Consider the following 14591-nt stretch of genomic DNA (forward strand, 5'->3'; position numbering starts at 1 on the left):
CCGTTCCTTCAGAGGAAAGTCTTCGGTTGCCACCCACTGGATCGGGTCAGGCCAGGTCCCAGCCCTTTCGGTAGCTGCCCTGTACCCACTCATTGGCCTTGTCGAAGTTGGTTACGCGCATATTCGCACCGTCCCACATGATCTTTTTGCGACCCGGATACTCCCAGTAGGATCGGCCGCTTTCCGGATCGGTAACCCGGTTTTTATACTGGTAGGCCCGGATGGCCAGGTTGCCCATCAATACGGATTCCGTCAGTTTTCCCGCTTTTTCAAAATTAGAGGAAGTCGGGGTCCCGCTGAGGCAACCCTCCACGAAATTCTGCTGGTGCCCGCCGGTGCCGCCGGGTACCCGGGGCAGTCGAGGTGCGGGCTTATTTACCATGTCCATCAGGTCGCTCGGCAGCAACCGCGCGTTGCGCGAATAGGTGTCGCAGACCAGGATGCCCTTGGTACCGTAGAAGATGGAGCCGCCCCCATTGTCCCCGATGGTCTCCCCGTCTTTCAGTTCGTCCGGCAGGTCTGGCTTGAGGCCACCATCGTACCAGTTGAGTTCGATGGGCCCGTGGTTAGAATCGGCAAATTTCAGCCTTACGATGGAGGAGGACGGGCAGGATTCACTGTAATCCGCCTCCACAAAATCGCCTACCCAGTTGGTGGTACAGCTCGCCTCCGCTTCGGTCGGGTAACCGAGTTCCAGCACGCTGAAAGGCGTTTCCATGATATGGCAACCCATGTCGCCCAGTGCCCCCGTCCCGAAATCCCACCAGCCGCGCCATTTAAAGGGGAGGTAGGAATCGTTGTAATCGCGCATGGCTGCCGGTCCGAGCCAAAGGTCCCAGTCCAGTTCCGCGGGGATCGGGTCCTTCCCCTGGGGTACCGGCACCCCCTGCGGCCACACGGGGCGGTTGGTCCAGCAATCTACTTTCTGCACCTGGCCGATGATGCCCGAATCGAGCCACTCCCGGGCCTCCCGGCTGCCGTCGCTGGAGGCACCCTGGTTGCCCATCTGGGTAACGATGCCCATTTCCCGGGCCACCTGAGTCATCATCCGGGCTTCCGATATGTTATGCGTCAGGGGTTTCTCCACATAGGCGTGTTTCTTCTCCCGCATAAACGGCAGGGCAATGGTGGCGTGCGTATGGTCCGGGGTGGCCACCATGATCGCATCCATGTCCTTTAAGTGCTTCTTATATACCTTCCTGTAATCCTTGTACCTTTTGACGTCCGGGAACATCTCGTAGGTCTCGGCCGCACGCCGGTCGTCCACGTCGCAGAACGAAACAAACTTGACTTTGCCGGTTTCGTGGAGGCCCCTCATGACCCCGGCACCCCGTCCGCCGACACCGAAGGCGGCCACGTAAAGCGTATCACTGGGGGGAACATGCCCTTTTCCGAGCACATAACTGGGGACAATACTGAAGGCGGCCGAAGTGGCGGCGGTGTTTTTCAGGAAGGTTCTTCTTTGCATGGGTGTTTGGTTTGAAATGAGCTATCAAGATACAAAATCTGTGTAAAGAATACACCTCAAGATCTTCCCGCGCCAGATTGGGGCCTCAGGCAGTTCCGTTCCACTCCCGGTAAAACTCCTCCAGGAATTCCAGCATGAACGCATGCCGTTTTTCGGCCAGTTTTTTCCCGGTCTCCGTGTGCATCCGGTCTTTGAGCAGGAGCAGTTTTTCGTAGAAGTGGTTCAGGGTGGGCCCATCGGATTTTTGGTATTCCGCCTTGCTCATCTTCACCCGGGGGGCAATTTCCGGGTCGTAGAGCTTGCGGTTCTTATAGCCCCCGAAATTGAAGGCCCGCGCAATCCCGATGGCACCGATGGCATCCAGGCGGTCGGCATCCCGGACCACGTGCAATTCGCCCGATTTGAAGGGTTTTTTGTTGTTTTCAAGGCTCTTTTTAAAAGAGATGTTGCGGATGATTTGTACCACGTGGGTGCGCACCGGCTGGGGCACGTCGATTTCCCGCATAAAGGCATCCGCCTTTTTGGGGCCTGCATCCTCGTCCCCGTCGTGGAATTTGGGGTCGGCGATATCGTGGAGGAGGGCGCCCAGGCTGACGATGAGGATATCCACTTCCTCGTCCTTGGCTATCAGGAGCGTATTGCGGAAGACCCGCTGGGTATGGAACCAGTCGTGGCCCCCTTCGGCCCCTTCCAGTTCTTTACGGACAAAGGCGATGGTTTTATCTACAAATTCGGAATCAGTCATTGGGGGGGTCGATCTTGGAAGCGATCAGCGCTTCGAGGTTTTTCATTTTTTCAGGGGTAAACCCGGCTACCGGGATGGGCGGGTGCACCGTAAAGCGGATACGCGCGCCCAGGCCCAGCGGGAAGGAACCGTAGCGGAACATCTTCCAGGAGTTGTTGATGCTGATGGGCAGGATCTGCGCCGAGGGGGCCTGATCCATCAGCAGGCTCAGGCCAAAGGTGCGGAAGGGCTTCGGCTCCCCTGTCCGGGAACGGGTGCCTTCCGGGAAAATGACCGCACTGTGCCCGGTTTTTTCAATGTAAGCGCCCAGCTTTTCCAGTTCGGCCCGGGCCTGCCGGCGGTCCTTGCGGTCGATCAGGGCGGACCCCCCATGGCGCAGGTTGTAGGAGACGCTGGGAATCCCTTTGCCAAGCTCTTTCTTGCTGACAAACTTGGGGTGGTATTTACGCAGGTACCAGATCAGGGGCGGGATATCGTACAGGCTTTGGTGGTTGGTCACGATGATCAGCGGGCCACCTGCCGGCATGGGGTCGGCGTACTCGAACCGGTAGGTGGTGCCGAGCAGGTGCGTGCAGCGTATGATGCAGAGGTTGAGGAGGCTCACGCTCGCCTTATGCGCCTGGTAGCCAAACACATTCAGGCACATCCATTGCACCGGGTGGAACACGACGAGTGTCAGCCCGAAAAACAACAGGTAGATTGCCGAAAGCGGATATGCCAGGAGTTTGGCCATGGTGCAAAAATAAGAAACCCTGGTCCGTTGACAACGCATATGCTCGATTTGTAAGAAAGACCTTATATTTGACAGGGAATATGCCAGATCGCACCAAAAGTATGTCCGAGAGCGGGGAATCAACCTTTATCACCAAATTCCGACAAAACCGATTTTGGCCCATTTGGGTTGTTCTCTGGCTGCTCCAGTTACCTGTCCCCGGATGGGCCCAGGAACCCCAACCCATTTGCCGTTTCACCGGGCGTATTTCCTTTGCAGAATTCATCGAGCCCTGTGGCACCCCTATGCCGCCTCCGGACACCCCTGTTGATTCCGTTATTCCCGTAAATCTCCCGGAAAAAAGGGAATCCTGGTGTATATCATCCGTTTGCGATCCTGATCAATTGTCGCGCATTGACGCCTTTCTAAAGGAACTCAGGGTATCCCGCAACTTTTCTATTATTACATGTGCTGCGGGTTCCCTGAATGCAGCGACTCTCTTCCAGAATGGTCTTACCGGGGGCATGTCGCGCATGCTTGCCCTGCAAACCGACATGGAAGAATTCATGGAAAATCCGGGGTTGGATATTCCCGGGGCCATCACCTTCCTGCATGCATTGGGGCACCATGTTTTTCAACATGCCATGGGGAAAACGAACCTGATGGAGACCCACGAATTGGATGCAGACTATTTCAGCGGGTCCTCCCTGGCCCGTTTGGGCCTGGATCCGGACCAGGCCTTCCGTGAATTTGCCGTACTGCTTAAAAATGAGGCGACCTATGAAGGATATCCCCCATTTGCGGACCGGCTGGCATCCTTTAAGAGGGGTTGGGAATGGGGTGCCTTCGCCAAGAGTTTTGGATGGGGGGAAGACGTCCCGGTCTACGGAACGGACCGGATCCGAGCTGAAGGCCTCCGGGATGCGGGGTCACGGAAGGAGGAGGAAGGGGACCTGGCATCGGCTGCCGAAGACTACCTGGACGCTTACGCATATAACTGGCGGGTTACCGGGAATCTCAGGAAGGCGCTACACTGTGTACAGGAACTCGGGGATGATGACCTGGCATTGAAAATTTACGGGGAATTGCTCGCTTCTGCAGCAAATGAAAGGGCCCCGGCAAATAAACAGGCATACCTTTATGATATGGCTACCCACTCGGGCAACCTCGGACAATTTGATCAGGCCCGCACCTACCTCCAAATAAGCCGTGACCTGAACGCCGGACACGTGGACGATCTGGTAAATACCGGGAAGATGTATTTAAGAATGGACCGCCCCGGACGCGCCAGGGATGCGCTTATGGAGGCCATCCAATTAGGTCCTGCCACGGGCGAAATGTACCTGTATCTCGGACAAGCCCAAAGCGCCCTTTCCGACCCGAAAGCTGCCATCCGGTCTTTCCGTACCGTACTATCGGCTTCGCCGGAAAACCTGGAAGCCATCCTGGGATTGTCCGAAGTCTATTCCAATGAAGCAGAGGCCCTGCTGGGCCTGATCGAACAGGAAAAATCTCCTGCGGAGGCACGCCGCCTTCAATCGGTGAAAATATCCTTGTACCGGGAAGCCGAAGCGGTGCTCCTGGAAGGCCTCCGTGCGGCGCCAGATGACCTCGATTTGCTCACACGGCTTTACCGTATTTACCTCAGCATACCGGACAAATCCCGAATTCGTGAAATCCGTAAAAAGCTTAAAGACATCCAAGAATGATCAATAAAAAACCCCGTCTGGAAAAGCGGGGTTTTTAAATTCTTTATGCGTTGCCTTTCAGCAAAACTCGTCGTAAGCCTGGGTCAGGTTGTCGGCGATCATATCAGCCGGCCGCCCTTCGATGTGGTGGCGCTCGATCATGTGGACGAGTTCCCCGTCCTTAAAGAGCCCCATGCTGGGCGATGAGGGCGGGAAAGGGACCATCAGCCCGCGGGCTGCGTCAACGGCTTCCCGGTCCACGCCTGCAAATACGGTGACCAGGCGGTCGGGGGTTTTGCCATGCTGCAGGCTCAGCTTGGCAGCCGGCCGGGCATTGGCTGCGGCACAGCCGCAAACAGAATTCACGACCACCAGTACGGTGCCCGGTTGTTTTATGGCGGCTTCGACCTCCTCGGCGGAGAAGAGCTCCTCAAAGCCGGCGGAAGACAGGTCTTCACGCATGGGTTTAACCAGTTCTGTAGGGTACATAGTCTTTTTTTAAAAATTTATCAGGAGCTAAAGGTACGAAAAGGGCGTCACTTTACCATGGCGGTGTCCAGGGGCTTCCGGTGCGGGTACGGTTCAGGACCAAAGCGCTATCTTTGCCAAAAATTTTCCGGATGATAAAATGGTTTGGAGCGTTTGTCGGATACCTCTTCCTGCGGCTGCCCGGGGCAATCATCGGGTTCCTGCTGGGGAGCCTGATCGATGGGTCCACCGCGCGCACGGGTTCCGTATTCACCAGTTTCTCAAAACAGCAGGTCTCCCCGGCGGATTTTGAGCTGAACCTGCTATCGCTCTGCTCCATCATCATCAAGGCCGACGGGCAGGTGAGCCAGCAGGAGCTCGATTACGTCCGTCAGTATTTCCTTTCCACCTACGGTAAGGAGAAAGCAAATGCCATTTTCAGGACGTTTAACGAGGTCATCAAAAAGCGCGAGATTTCCGGCCAGCGCATCTGTGCCTACCTGAACCAGCGCACCCGCTATGAGGTCAGGCTGCAGCTAGTGCACTTCCTGTTCGGGATTGCCCAGGCAGACGGGCATGTGAGCGAGGCCGAATTGCGCAAACTCCGGGAACTTGCGGGTTACCTGCAAATCAGGTCGTCGGATTTTGAGAGCATCATGGCCATGTTCGTCAAATCGGTGGACAATGCCTATACCATCCTTGAAATCGAACGGACTGCAACAGACGACGAAGTAAAGAAGGCCTACCGGAACATGGCCAAAAAATACCATCCGGACCGCGTGAATACGCAGGACGAGGCGATCAAGCGGGGCGCGGAGGAAAAGTTCAAGGAAGTCCAAAAAGCCTATGAGGCCATCCAGCGCGAACGCGGCCTGTAGTCAGTTAAAAACCGGCTAGTAGTATGCAAAATTTCTGGGTTTACGGCGAATTGGGATTTTTCCATGTACTCGACCCCCAGGGCTACGACCACGTGCTGTTTTTGACGGCACTCGCCCTGCCTTTTACGTATCGCAGCTGGAAGCGCGTTTTCTGGCTGGCCACCTTGTTTACGATTTCCCATTGCCTGTCCCTGGCCCTGGCGGCCTATGGCGTTGTGGATGTGGATGCCGCCTGGGTGGAATTCCTGATCCCGGTTACCATCCTGCTGACGGCCCTGTTTAACTTGTTCGTGGGGGCTTCCGGGGAGGAACCCCGGACCGCCTTCCGGATCCACCTGATATCCACCGGACTTTTCGGGCTGATCCACGGGTTGGGGTTTTCAAATTATTTCCGGATGCTGATGATGGGGGAAACCGAAAAAAACGGGCCCCTGCTGGGATTTGCCCTCGGGATTGAGGCCGCCCAGTTGCTGGTGCTGGTCGTGGTGCTGGGGCTTTCCTATTTCCTGGTCGAAAGGTTGCGGGCCCCGGCCCCCTGGTATATCCGGGTGGGCAGCCTGGTCATTGCAGCGATTTCCCTGGGGCTGCTGGTGGGTGCCTGGCCGGCCTGATTTTCACTTAAAATTAACCCGTGCGGGGTTGTAAGGGTTTTTAAAAGCCGGTATATTAGTGCTTTCCCGCACGAATTTCCGGCAGGCTGCGTTATAGCGTATACAGTGAAGGAGAAAAAACAGGAGAAATACGACAAGGCGTATCTGCGCATGGCCCAGGAGTGGGGCAAGCTTTCCTATTGCAAGCGCAAGCAGGTAGGGGCTATCATCGTCCGGGACCGGATGATTATCTCCGATGGGTATAACGGCACCCCCACGGGATTTGAGAACTTTTGCGAGGACGAGGAGGGGTACACCAAATGGTACGTGCTGCACGCCGAGGCCAATGCGATCTCCAAGGTGGCATCCTCCACCCAGTCCTGCGAAGGGGCCACCCTCTATATTACCCTGTCCCCCTGCAGGGAATGCAGTAAGCTGATCCATCAGTCCGGCATCCGGAGGGTGGTCTATCAAAAAGCCTACAAGGACGATTCGGGCCTGCAGTTCCTCGATCGCGCGGGCGTGAAACTGGTACACCTGCCTGTAATAGACATTTCGGTGGCCGTAAATGAAGAATGATTTGAAGAAAAGCTATTACATCGGACCGGCGGTGGTGGCCTTTGCGCTGGCACTGGGGATTTTTGTGGGGGGCAAGCTCCATTTCAACGATACCCCGGAACAACTCTTTACCACCAATTCCAAAAAGGACAAGCTAAACCGGCTGATCGACTACATCGACTACGAATACGTGGACGAGGTAAATACCGACAGTATTGTCGACGTTACCGTAAACAACATCCTGGACAAACTCGACCCGCATTCGGTCTACATCCCGAAGTCCGAAATGAAGCGGGTTTCCGAGAACATGAAGGGGGATTTTGTGGGCATCGGCATCAATTTCTACACGATCCGGGACACCATTACCATTACCCGGACCATTGCCGGAGGGCCCAGCCGGAAGGCCGGCCTGCTTCCCGGGGACAAAATCCTGGTGGCGGACAGGGACACCCTGTACGGGCGCGGGATGCCGGATTCCCAGATCGTCTCCCGCCTCAAGGGGCAGGAGGGATCACCCGTGAAGCTGCAGGTGTACCGGAAAACGGAAGACCGCATCTTTGCCGTGAACCTGACCCGGGACCGTATCCCGATCCGGAGTATCGATGCCAGTTATATGCTGACCCCGGATATGGGATATATCCGCATGAACCGGTTTGCGGAATCCACCTCGGAGGAGTTCGATGCCGCCCTCGGGCGGTTGCAGCAACTCGGGGCCGAGAAGCTGACCCTGGACCTGAGGGACAACCCGGGCGGATACCTGAACGTCGCCGAGCAGATCGCGGATGCCTTCCTCCCGAAGGGCAAGCTCATCCTCTTTACCCGGAATAAGAAAGGCCAGACGGATTCCGTCTACGCCACCTCCAGGGGCCGCTTTGAGAACAAGCCGGTCTATGTGCTGATCAATGAACGATCCGCTTCGGCATCGGAAATCATTGCAGGGGCCCTGCAGGACAACGACCTGGGCACCATTGTGGGCCGGCGTTCCTTTGGGAAGGGGCTCGTACAGCGTGAAATGGACCTGGGCGACGGCTCGGCGGTCCGCCTGACGGTCTCCCGGTACTACACACCCACCGGGCGCTCCATACAGCGGGATTACCAGAATGGCAACAAGGACTACTACGACCGCTTTACCCAGCGCTACCACAATGGGGAACTCACTTCCGTGGACAGCATCCGGGTGGCCGATTCCCTGAAATTCCTAACCCCCGGGGGCAAGGTGGTCTATGGGGGAGGCGGGATCATCCCGGACGTATTCGTCCCCATTGGCAGCAATGAAGAGGAGGCTATAGCCGCCCTGGATTCCAGGGGGTATTTCTCAAGGTTTGTCTTTGACCACCTGGAGGAGGACCGCACCCGCTATTCCGACTACGACGAAATGCGGTTTTACAATGAATTCCACACGGACGACATCCTCTTTGAACGCCTGATGGATTTCCTGTCGGCTTTTAAACTGAGTATTGATTTCTACGATTACGAGGACTTGCTGAAGACCTACATCAAGGCGGGGATTGCCGAGCAGTTGTTCTCCCCCGACCTGAAGGCGCGCATCCTGGCGCCCACGGATTCCATGTTGTTGAAAGTGCGGGACCTGGACCGGCCGCAGCTGGAAATGGAGCCTGAACCCGATAGTTGAAAACGGATATCACGGTGGCCTGAAGGCGGCTAAGTCGCCCGCCCGCGGAATCGATTGGGGCACCTATTGGGGCACCTGACTACCCGAAGCTCCCGGCCACCTGCTATTCGTTGTCCAGTTTGTTCTGAATGCGTTTGGCGGTGTGGTAGATCAGGAGCAGGACAATGGCGCAAAGTGCGGCCGCAATCCCGATAAGGGCCACCAGGCTGTCGCCTTCCAGCGGATTATCGGTGTCCAACATGGTGACGTTGTAGCCGATCAGGGCCAGGGCCAGGACAATCAATACAAGCAGGACGATTTTATTCATTTCATTTGCGGCTTTTTGGGCCACCCGGTCAGAAGAGCCCGTTGATGTTCGTGGCGAACAGCTTTACCGAGATGGCCAGCAGGATGACCCCGAAAACCTTCCGGATCACGCTGAGGCCATTCTGGCCGAGAACCCGTTCGATACGGGCCGAGGCTTTCAGCACTGCATAGACAAAGATACAGTTCAGAATGATAGCGACAATGATATTGACCACATCGAATTCCGCCCGGAGGGAAAGGAGGGAGGTCATGGTCCCTGCCCCGGCGATAAGCGGAAAGGCCAGGGGCACGATGGATGCTGCCTCCGGGGCCTCATCCTTGTAGAGCGTAATCCCCAGGATCATTTCGATGGCGAGGAAGAACAGCACAAAAGACCCTGCCACGGCAAAGGAATTTACATCGATGCCGATCAATTTCAGGATTTCCTCCCCGATGAACAGGAAGGCAATCATGATAACGGCCGCTACCAGGGTGGCCTTTCCCGACTGCACATGCCCGGCTTTCTTGCGCAGGTCAATGATGATCGGGATGCTGCCCACAATATCGATAACGGCGAACAGGATCATGGTTGCGGAGGCGATTTCGCGAAGGCTGAAATTCATGGCTTCTGATTTTTGGCGTGCAAATGTAATGGGAATCCGAGGATAAAAAAGCGGTCGGCACCAGATTTTTTCAATCCTGTTTTTAGGGGGTAAAAGAATATCTTTGTCCAAAATTGCCATCGATGTTCGAACTGGGAAAAACCGTTGTTTCAGAAGCGCTTTTCGAATCGCATTTTGTCTGTGACCTCCAGGCCTGCAAAGGCGCCTGTTGCGTGGACGGGAATGCGGGGGCCCCCGTATCCGAAGAGGAGCGCGGAATCCTGGAACGGATCTACACTAAAGTCCGTCCCTTCCTCAGGAAGGAAGGGCGGGAGGCAATCGAAGCCCAGGGCCCCTACGTAAAAGGCGAGGACGGCGATTGGGAAACCCCGCTGATCGATGGGAACGAATGCGCCTACGTCGTTTTTTCCGGCGATAAGGCCCTCTGCGGGATCGAGGCAGCCTACCGGGAGGGGGCCGTCGACTGGAAGAAACCGCTTTCCTGCCACCTGTATCCGGTGCGTATCCGGGAATACACCGCCCTTACAGCCGTCAACTACCACCAATGGCATATCTGCGACCCCGCCTGTTCGCTTGGGGAGGAACTGAAGGTCCCCATTTACAAATTTGTTCGCGAAGCCCTGATCCGGAAATTCGGGCAGGCCTGGTACGACGAGCTGGAGTTGGTAGCCGCCAGGCACCTCAATCAGTAGGCTCTTTAAACAGTAGGCACTTTCAGGACCACCTCGGTCCCTGTCGGGTTCCCTTCTTCGTCGTGGAGGTCCCGGATATCAATCGAGTACCTGTTCTGATAGTCCTTTGAAAAGTTTGCCAGCCGTTCCCGGGTAATGGAAATGCCCACCGACTTCCGCTTGAGCACGCGGCGTTCCCGGACCTTTTCTGCAGCTTCCCTGCCGATGCCGTTGTCGCGGATCACAATGGTGATATAACCCTGTGGTTCTTTCCGGATGAGGATCCGGATTATTTTCGGGCCTTCCACCGAAGACAACCCATGCCACAACGCATTTTCCAGGAAGGGCTGCAGGATCAGCGAAGGGATCTTGATCAGGCTGGTATTGATCTCCGGTTCCGTTTCCACGGCAAAATCGATTTCCCCGTTAAAGCGGATATTCTCGATGTTCATGTAGAGCACCGCGGTTTCCAGTTCTTCCTCGAGGGGGATTTCCTTCAGGGAAGATGCCTCCAGGATTTTACGTACCAGTTTGGAAAATTTATTGAGGTAGTGGACGGCATTTTTTTGCTCGTTGTTGATAATATAGAGCTTGATGGAATTCAGGGAATTGAACAGGAAATGCGGGTTCATCTGGCTTCGCAGCATGCTCTGTTCCAGAGTGAGCATCTTTTTCTCGCTATTGAGCTGGTATTGCCGGTAGAGGATATACAGGATCAGCGTAAATAGCACCAGTAGGAGGGCCCCCACCAAAAGGGTGGTCCGGTTCCGCCTCAGTTTGAGCTTGACGATCTGGTTCTCCTGGTTGAGGAACTTGATCTGGTCCATCCTTTCCTCCGCCTCGGACTTCGAGATCATTTCGGTGACGTAGTTGCTGATCTGGGTATTGGCTATGCGCCTTCGCGCGGTCTCGGCAGTTTTGTAGTACGCCAGGGCCTCCCGGTAATTCCCCCTGGCCCTTTCAATGTCGTGGAGGTAGTTATAGGCCGAGTGCAGGTTGCTCTGCATGTTGAGGTCCTCCGAGATCCCGATGCTCCGCAACAGGTAACTGCGCGCTTCCTCATAGCGATCCAGGATGGTGAGGACCCAGCCCACTTGCAGGTACAGGGATGAAAGTATTTCGGGGTCCCCCAAGGCTTCTCCCTTGGCCAGGACGGATTCCAGCAAAGCCAGTGCTTCGTTGGCCTGGTCTTCATGGGCCATGACATGGGCTATGCCATATTTGGCAATGATATCGACGCGATCGGAACCCATTGTTTCGTTTGCCTGCAGGGCGTCTTCGTAATATTCCAGGGAGCCGTCGTGGTCGCCGATGGCTTCGAGGCATTCCGCGATGTTGAGGAAATTCGAGGCCTGCCCCTGCAGGTTGCCCAACTCCCCATCGTATTCCAGGGAACGCTGAAAATATTCGATTGCCAACCCATACTGCCCCATCAGCCTGTAGATATTCCCGATACCGTTGATGGCGTTATTCCTTTCGACCATTATGGTATTGCTGGGGTTTTCGATGGATTCCGCCAGGTTCATCGCCTTCTGGTGGTATTCGAGGGCCGATCGGATGGATTCCATCTTCCGGTAGGTTATCCCGAGCCGGTTTTGGACAACCACCTGGAATTCGCGGTTTTTGGATTGGTTGGCGGCATCCAGCGCCCGGGAATAGTATTCGATTCCCCGGGCATATCGCCCGATGCTCTGGTAGGCTCCCGCCACCTGTTCAAACCCGAAGGCGGTGCCAACGGTAAAGCCGGCCATCTCGCACTCCCGGATGAAATATTTCATCAGCACGGTGTCCCGGCGATAGGGTTCAAGCGCCTTTTCAAAAGCGGTGTGGGATTTCGGCTCTACACGGATCAGGCTGTCGGCAACCTCCCGGAACACGGAGGGGATGCCCTGGGCAGACGCTTGCAGGGCAAGTGCAAACAGGCAAAGGGGGATTAGAGTCTTCACAGGGTGTATGCGCATGCGGGGGATAGCTTATATCAGATCCAGGAAATCCGACTTTTTCTGACGGGAGACAGGGATCTTGTGATTGGGTTTCAGGATTACGTACCCGTCCGTTTTCAGGAATTCTTTGATTTTGTTTAAGTTGATGATAAATGAGTTGTGGATCCGGAAGAAGGAATCCGAGGGCAGGAGCTCCCCGACTTCCTTTAATTTTTTGGTCATGACGATTTTTTGCCCGTCGGACAGGAAGATGGTACTGTAGTTCCCGTCCGATTCGGCATAGACGATGTCGTCGTTTTCCAGGAACACCAGTTTTCCGTCTGTGCTCAGGGTGATTTTTTTCTGGGAGGAAGCCGCGTTGTGATTCAGCAGGATCTTTTCCAGGCGTTCGGCGCTTACCCCCCGGGAATGGTGTTTGCGTATCTTGGCGATGGTATCCTTGAGGTCATCCGAATCTATTGGCTTGAGCAGGTAATCTATCGCTTCGTTCTTCAGGGCTTTGATCGCATACTGGTTGTAAGCTGTGGTAATGACCACTGCCACATCCCGGTTCTGCATTTTCTGGATGAACTGGAAGCCATCCATGGTTGGCATCTCAATATCCAGGAACAGGCAATCCGGTTGGTTTTTGTCCAGGTAGGCCAGTGCTTCAAAGGGGTCAGTGAAGGATGCCACCACGGAAATTTCATTGGAAAAATTGGTCAATTCCCATTGAAGGCTTTGGAGCGCCTTTTCCTCATCGTCTACGATTACGGCCTCTAACATAATACTGAATATAACGCTCTAAATTAAACAAAATTACAGGGCCGACGGTTGCGCGCCCCGTTAACATGTGCCATTGGCAGCAATCGACTTATGAATGGTGCCAAATGAACTGAAACCGGTCGGCGCGTTGAAGGATGGGTCCGGGACCGCGGGCCGGGGGCCGGCGCATGGCGACTGCCTACCTGAGCAGGCGGCTGTAAATACGGCGGGGCCGGGTAATCCCCCGGCAGAATCGATGCGGTTTATACAGAATTTTTACCCGATTATACATTTTAGCCTCGGGTCGGCTTGCCATGGGTATACCTTACCAGTAGTTTTAGCGACACGCAAAGCCGATTGAAAATGAAACGTTGCCTGTATTTTTTCCTGGGACTGGTTGCTGCCCTGCTTTTAGCAGTATTTTCCAACGGGAGTACGGCGGGGGATCCGGAAACCTTCGAAGGTACCGAGACAGCCTCGGTAAGGACCGGTGAAACCAATTGGCAAATGTCGGATGCCGCTGAAACGAAAATCGATGAGATGAATCCAAAGCAGGTGAACCCGTGAGCTACAGGAATAAATGGATCCTGCGCATAACCGGGGTTGCCATCGTGGCCCTGTTGCTGCTTGGCAGTATTTCACATATTGCACCGGGGAACCTGTTGCCCGAGAGCCCGATGGTTACCGGGAAATACCGCATTGCCTCTGTACAGGACGGTGAACTCCAATATTTTGAAGGCCCCGTATACTTTGAACTGGCACAGCAGCAGTCCGGCCGCAAGCCGGCATCCGTGTTCAAACTGCATTTTATCAATCCGGATGCGGGGAACGGAAGCGGCTTTGGTTTTATGATTCCCCTTCCGGAGGACCTGGCGGGCATCCGGGCTGAACAATACACGGTGGAATCCCAGGAGAAAGGGCTTATCAGTCGGCTGGGCACGGTTTTTGGCTATGCCGATGTGGTTCAGGAGGAATCCTCCCTGTATTTTACGGAGTCGGGCAGTATTTCGATCACGAATGCCACCCAGGAAGAGGTGACCGGAGATATGAATATGGTGCTGATGGATGAAAATGGCCATACCATGCGGATTAAAGGAAGTTTTAATGCCCGTCCGCTGTATACGCAGCAACTGAACTGAAGATAAAGGATAACGTATCGGATACTGGAAAATAAATTTGTCAAACAGGAAGTACGGCTCCTCATGTTCGCATCGCCTTAACGGCTGCGATCAGGCATCAGAGCGCTTTGCAAGCCGGTCCTTTTATGGACCTGGTAGCTGTTAGATTTTTAGGTTTCGGGGGAACTACCTAGATCAACAATCGCAAGCGCATTACGCTGAAGCGGGGGCCGTACCGTTTGACAATTACCGGGCCCGGGGAATAGACCGAACAGTATGCTTTTATAAGCAACTGTTCGGTTTATTTTTTGTTTAATGACCCCCGGAAGAACCGCCAAAAATTTTTAAGCGGTGCATCTGCCGTATCGAGGCTTGTGAGGCTAGATTTCAACAGTTTGTGTTAAAAACTTTGAGGGCAATCCGGATAAACCGGCTTTCGCCTTTGAAGCCTTTTTGCAATCTTTGTT

General features: G+C 54.9%; 16 protein-coding genes. 8 read left to right on the forward strand and 8 right to left on the reverse strand.

What is annotated here, in order from left to right; translation table 11 throughout:
* Positions 1 to 46 precede the first annotated feature (46 nt).
* The 3 genes from H7F20_RS03410 to H7F20_RS03420 all read right to left on the reverse strand — a co-directional run bounded on the left by H7F20_RS03410 (position 47) and on the right by H7F20_RS03420 (position 2946).
* Entirely contained in the window at positions 47 to 1468 is a 1422-nt protein-coding gene (locus tag H7F20_RS03410; RefSeq protein ID WP_185784724.1) for a Gfo/Idh/MocA family protein, read from the reverse strand.
* A gap of 85 nt (positions 1469 to 1553) precedes the next feature.
* Positions 1554 to 2213 (reverse strand): HD domain-containing protein, encoded by a 660-nt coding sequence (locus tag H7F20_RS03415; RefSeq protein WP_185784725.1) that lies wholly within the window; start codon positions 2211 to 2213, stop codon positions 1554 to 1556.
* Entirely contained in the window at positions 2206 to 2946 is a 741-nt protein-coding gene (locus tag H7F20_RS03420; RefSeq protein WP_185784726.1) for a 1-acyl-sn-glycerol-3-phosphate acyltransferase, read from the reverse strand. The genes H7F20_RS03415 and H7F20_RS03420 overlap by 8 nt, the downstream gene beginning before the upstream one ends.
* Before the next feature lie 383 nt (positions 2947 to 3329).
* Between H7F20_RS03420 and H7F20_RS03425 the strand changes: the two genes are divergently transcribed.
* Positions 3330 to 4634, forward strand: a complete 1305-nt coding sequence (locus H7F20_RS03425) for a hypothetical protein (protein ID WP_185784727.1) — start codon at positions 3330 to 3332, stop codon at positions 4632 to 4634.
* 57 nt (positions 4635 to 4691) lie between these two features.
* Here the strand turns inward: H7F20_RS03425 and H7F20_RS03430 are convergent, their stop codons facing one another.
* Positions 4692 to 5102 (reverse strand): BrxA/BrxB family bacilliredoxin, encoded by a 411-nt coding sequence (locus tag H7F20_RS03430; RefSeq protein WP_185784728.1) that lies wholly within the window; start codon positions 5100 to 5102, stop codon positions 4692 to 4694.
* Positions 5103 to 5233: 131 nt separating this feature from the next.
* Here H7F20_RS03430 and H7F20_RS03435 point away from each other — a divergent pair, with 131 nt between their 5' ends.
* The 4 genes from H7F20_RS03435 (at position 5234) to H7F20_RS03450 (ending at position 8740) form a co-directional block, all read left to right on the forward strand.
* Positions 5234 to 5959: a TerB family tellurite resistance protein gene (locus H7F20_RS03435; protein ID WP_185784729.1), complete on the forward strand. Its 726-nt coding sequence runs from the start codon at positions 5234 to 5236 to the stop codon at positions 5957 to 5959.
* 23 nt (positions 5960 to 5982) lie between these two features.
* On the forward strand, positions 5983 to 6570 hold the full coding sequence (locus tag H7F20_RS03440; protein WP_185784730.1) for a HupE/UreJ family protein: 588 nt from the start codon (positions 5983 to 5985) through the stop codon (positions 6568 to 6570).
* A 105-nt stretch (positions 6571 to 6675) separates the two neighbouring features.
* Positions 6676 to 7128, forward strand: a complete 453-nt coding sequence (locus tag H7F20_RS03445) for a dCMP deaminase family protein (protein ID WP_185784731.1) — start codon at positions 6676 to 6678, stop codon at positions 7126 to 7128.
* On the forward strand, positions 7118 to 8740 hold the full coding sequence (locus H7F20_RS03450) for a S41 family peptidase (protein ID WP_185784732.1): 1623 nt from the start codon (positions 7118 to 7120) through the stop codon (positions 8738 to 8740). The genes H7F20_RS03445 and H7F20_RS03450 overlap by 11 nt, the downstream gene beginning before the upstream one ends.
* A 103-nt stretch (positions 8741 to 8843) precedes the next feature.
* Here H7F20_RS03450 and H7F20_RS03455 read toward each other — a convergent pair whose 3' ends face one another.
* Together H7F20_RS03455 and H7F20_RS03460 are read right to left on the reverse strand one after the other, a co-directional pair.
* The gene (locus tag H7F20_RS03455) at positions 8844 to 9047 is read right to left on the reverse strand and encodes a hypothetical protein (protein ID WP_185784733.1); all 204 of its coding nucleotides are present in this window, start codon (positions 9045 to 9047) and stop codon (positions 8844 to 8846) included.
* A 28-nt stretch (positions 9048 to 9075) separates the two neighbouring features.
* Positions 9076 to 9648, reverse strand: coding sequence for a MarC family protein (locus H7F20_RS03460; RefSeq protein ID WP_185784734.1), 573 nt, complete (start codon positions 9646 to 9648; stop codon positions 9076 to 9078).
* Between the two features lie 122 nt (positions 9649 to 9770).
* Between H7F20_RS03460 and H7F20_RS03465 the strand changes: the two genes are divergently transcribed.
* Positions 9771 to 10340 (forward strand): DUF3109 family protein, encoded by a 570-nt coding sequence (locus tag H7F20_RS03465; RefSeq protein WP_185784735.1) that lies wholly within the window; start codon positions 9771 to 9773, stop codon positions 10338 to 10340.
* A gap of 5 nt (positions 10341 to 10345) precedes the next feature.
* Here the strand turns inward: H7F20_RS03465 and H7F20_RS03470 are convergent, their stop codons facing one another.
* Together H7F20_RS03470 and H7F20_RS03475 are read right to left on the reverse strand one after the other, a co-directional pair.
* Positions 10346 to 12265 (reverse strand): tetratricopeptide repeat protein, encoded by a 1920-nt coding sequence (locus H7F20_RS03470; RefSeq protein ID WP_370588468.1) that lies wholly within the window; start codon positions 12263 to 12265, stop codon positions 10346 to 10348.
* A 27-nt stretch (positions 12266 to 12292) separates the two neighbouring features.
* On the reverse strand, positions 12293 to 13027 hold the full coding sequence (locus tag H7F20_RS03475) for a LytTR family DNA-binding domain-containing protein (RefSeq protein ID WP_185784737.1): 735 nt from the start codon (positions 13025 to 13027) through the stop codon (positions 12293 to 12295).
* A gap of 342 nt (positions 13028 to 13369) precedes the next feature.
* On the opposite strand from H7F20_RS03475, the gene H7F20_RS03480 reads away from it, so the two are divergent.
* Positions 13370 to 13573 carry a hypothetical protein gene (locus H7F20_RS03480; RefSeq protein ID WP_185784738.1) on the forward strand — a complete coding sequence of 68 codons (204 nt, stop codon included), beginning with the start codon at positions 13370 to 13372 and terminating at the stop codon, positions 13571 to 13573.
* The gene (locus tag H7F20_RS03485) at positions 13570 to 14145 is read left to right on the forward strand and encodes a hypothetical protein (RefSeq protein WP_185784739.1); all 576 of its coding nucleotides are present in this window, start codon (positions 13570 to 13572) and stop codon (positions 14143 to 14145) included. The genes H7F20_RS03480 and H7F20_RS03485 overlap by 4 nt, the downstream gene beginning before the upstream one ends.
* Positions 14146 to 14591: the final 446 nt, after the last annotated feature.

This window comes from Robiginitalea sp. SC105, assembly GCF_014243345.1.
GTDB lineage: Bacteria > Bacteroidota > Bacteroidia > Flavobacteriales > Flavobacteriaceae > Robiginitalea.

Bases quoted from the DNA above. Each gene is read 5' to 3' on its own strand.
- H7F20_RS03410 (WP_185784724.1), bottom strand. From the start codon at position 1,468: ATGCAAAGAAGAACCTTCCTGAAAAACACCGCCGCCACTTCGGCCGCC.
- H7F20_RS03415 (WP_185784725.1), bottom strand. From the start codon at position 2,213: ATGACTGATTCCGAATTTGTAGATAAAACCATCGCCTTTGTCCGTAAA.
- H7F20_RS03420 (WP_185784726.1), bottom strand. From the start codon at position 2,946: ATGGCCAAACTCCTGGCATATCCGCTTTCGGCAATCTACCTGTTGTTT.
- H7F20_RS03430 (WP_185784728.1), bottom strand. From the start codon at position 5,102: ATGTACCCTACAGAACTGGTTAAACCCATGCGTGAAGACCTGTCTTCC.
- H7F20_RS03435 (WP_185784729.1), top strand. From the start codon at position 5,234: ATGATAAAATGGTTTGGAGCGTTTGTCGGATACCTCTTCCTGCGGCTG.
- H7F20_RS03440 (WP_185784730.1), top strand. From the start codon at position 5,983: ATGCAAAATTTCTGGGTTTACGGCGAATTGGGATTTTTCCATGTACTC.
- H7F20_RS03450 (WP_185784732.1), top strand. From the start codon at position 7,118: ATGAAGAATGATTTGAAGAAAAGCTATTACATCGGACCGGCGGTGGTG.
- H7F20_RS03455 (WP_185784733.1), bottom strand. From the start codon at position 9,047: ATGAATAAAATCGTCCTGCTTGTATTGATTGTCCTGGCCCTGGCCCTG.
- H7F20_RS03460 (WP_185784734.1), bottom strand. From the start codon at position 9,648: ATGAATTTCAGCCTTCGCGAAATCGCCTCCGCAACCATGATCCTGTTC.
- H7F20_RS03465 (WP_185784735.1), top strand. From the start codon at position 9,771: ATGTTCGAACTGGGAAAAACCGTTGTTTCAGAAGCGCTTTTCGAATCG.
- H7F20_RS03475 (WP_185784737.1), bottom strand. From the start codon at position 13,027: ATGTTAGAGGCCGTAATCGTAGACGATGAGGAAAAGGCGCTCCAAAGC.
- H7F20_RS03480 (WP_185784738.1), top strand. From the start codon at position 13,370: ATGAAACGTTGCCTGTATTTTTTCCTGGGACTGGTTGCTGCCCTGCTT.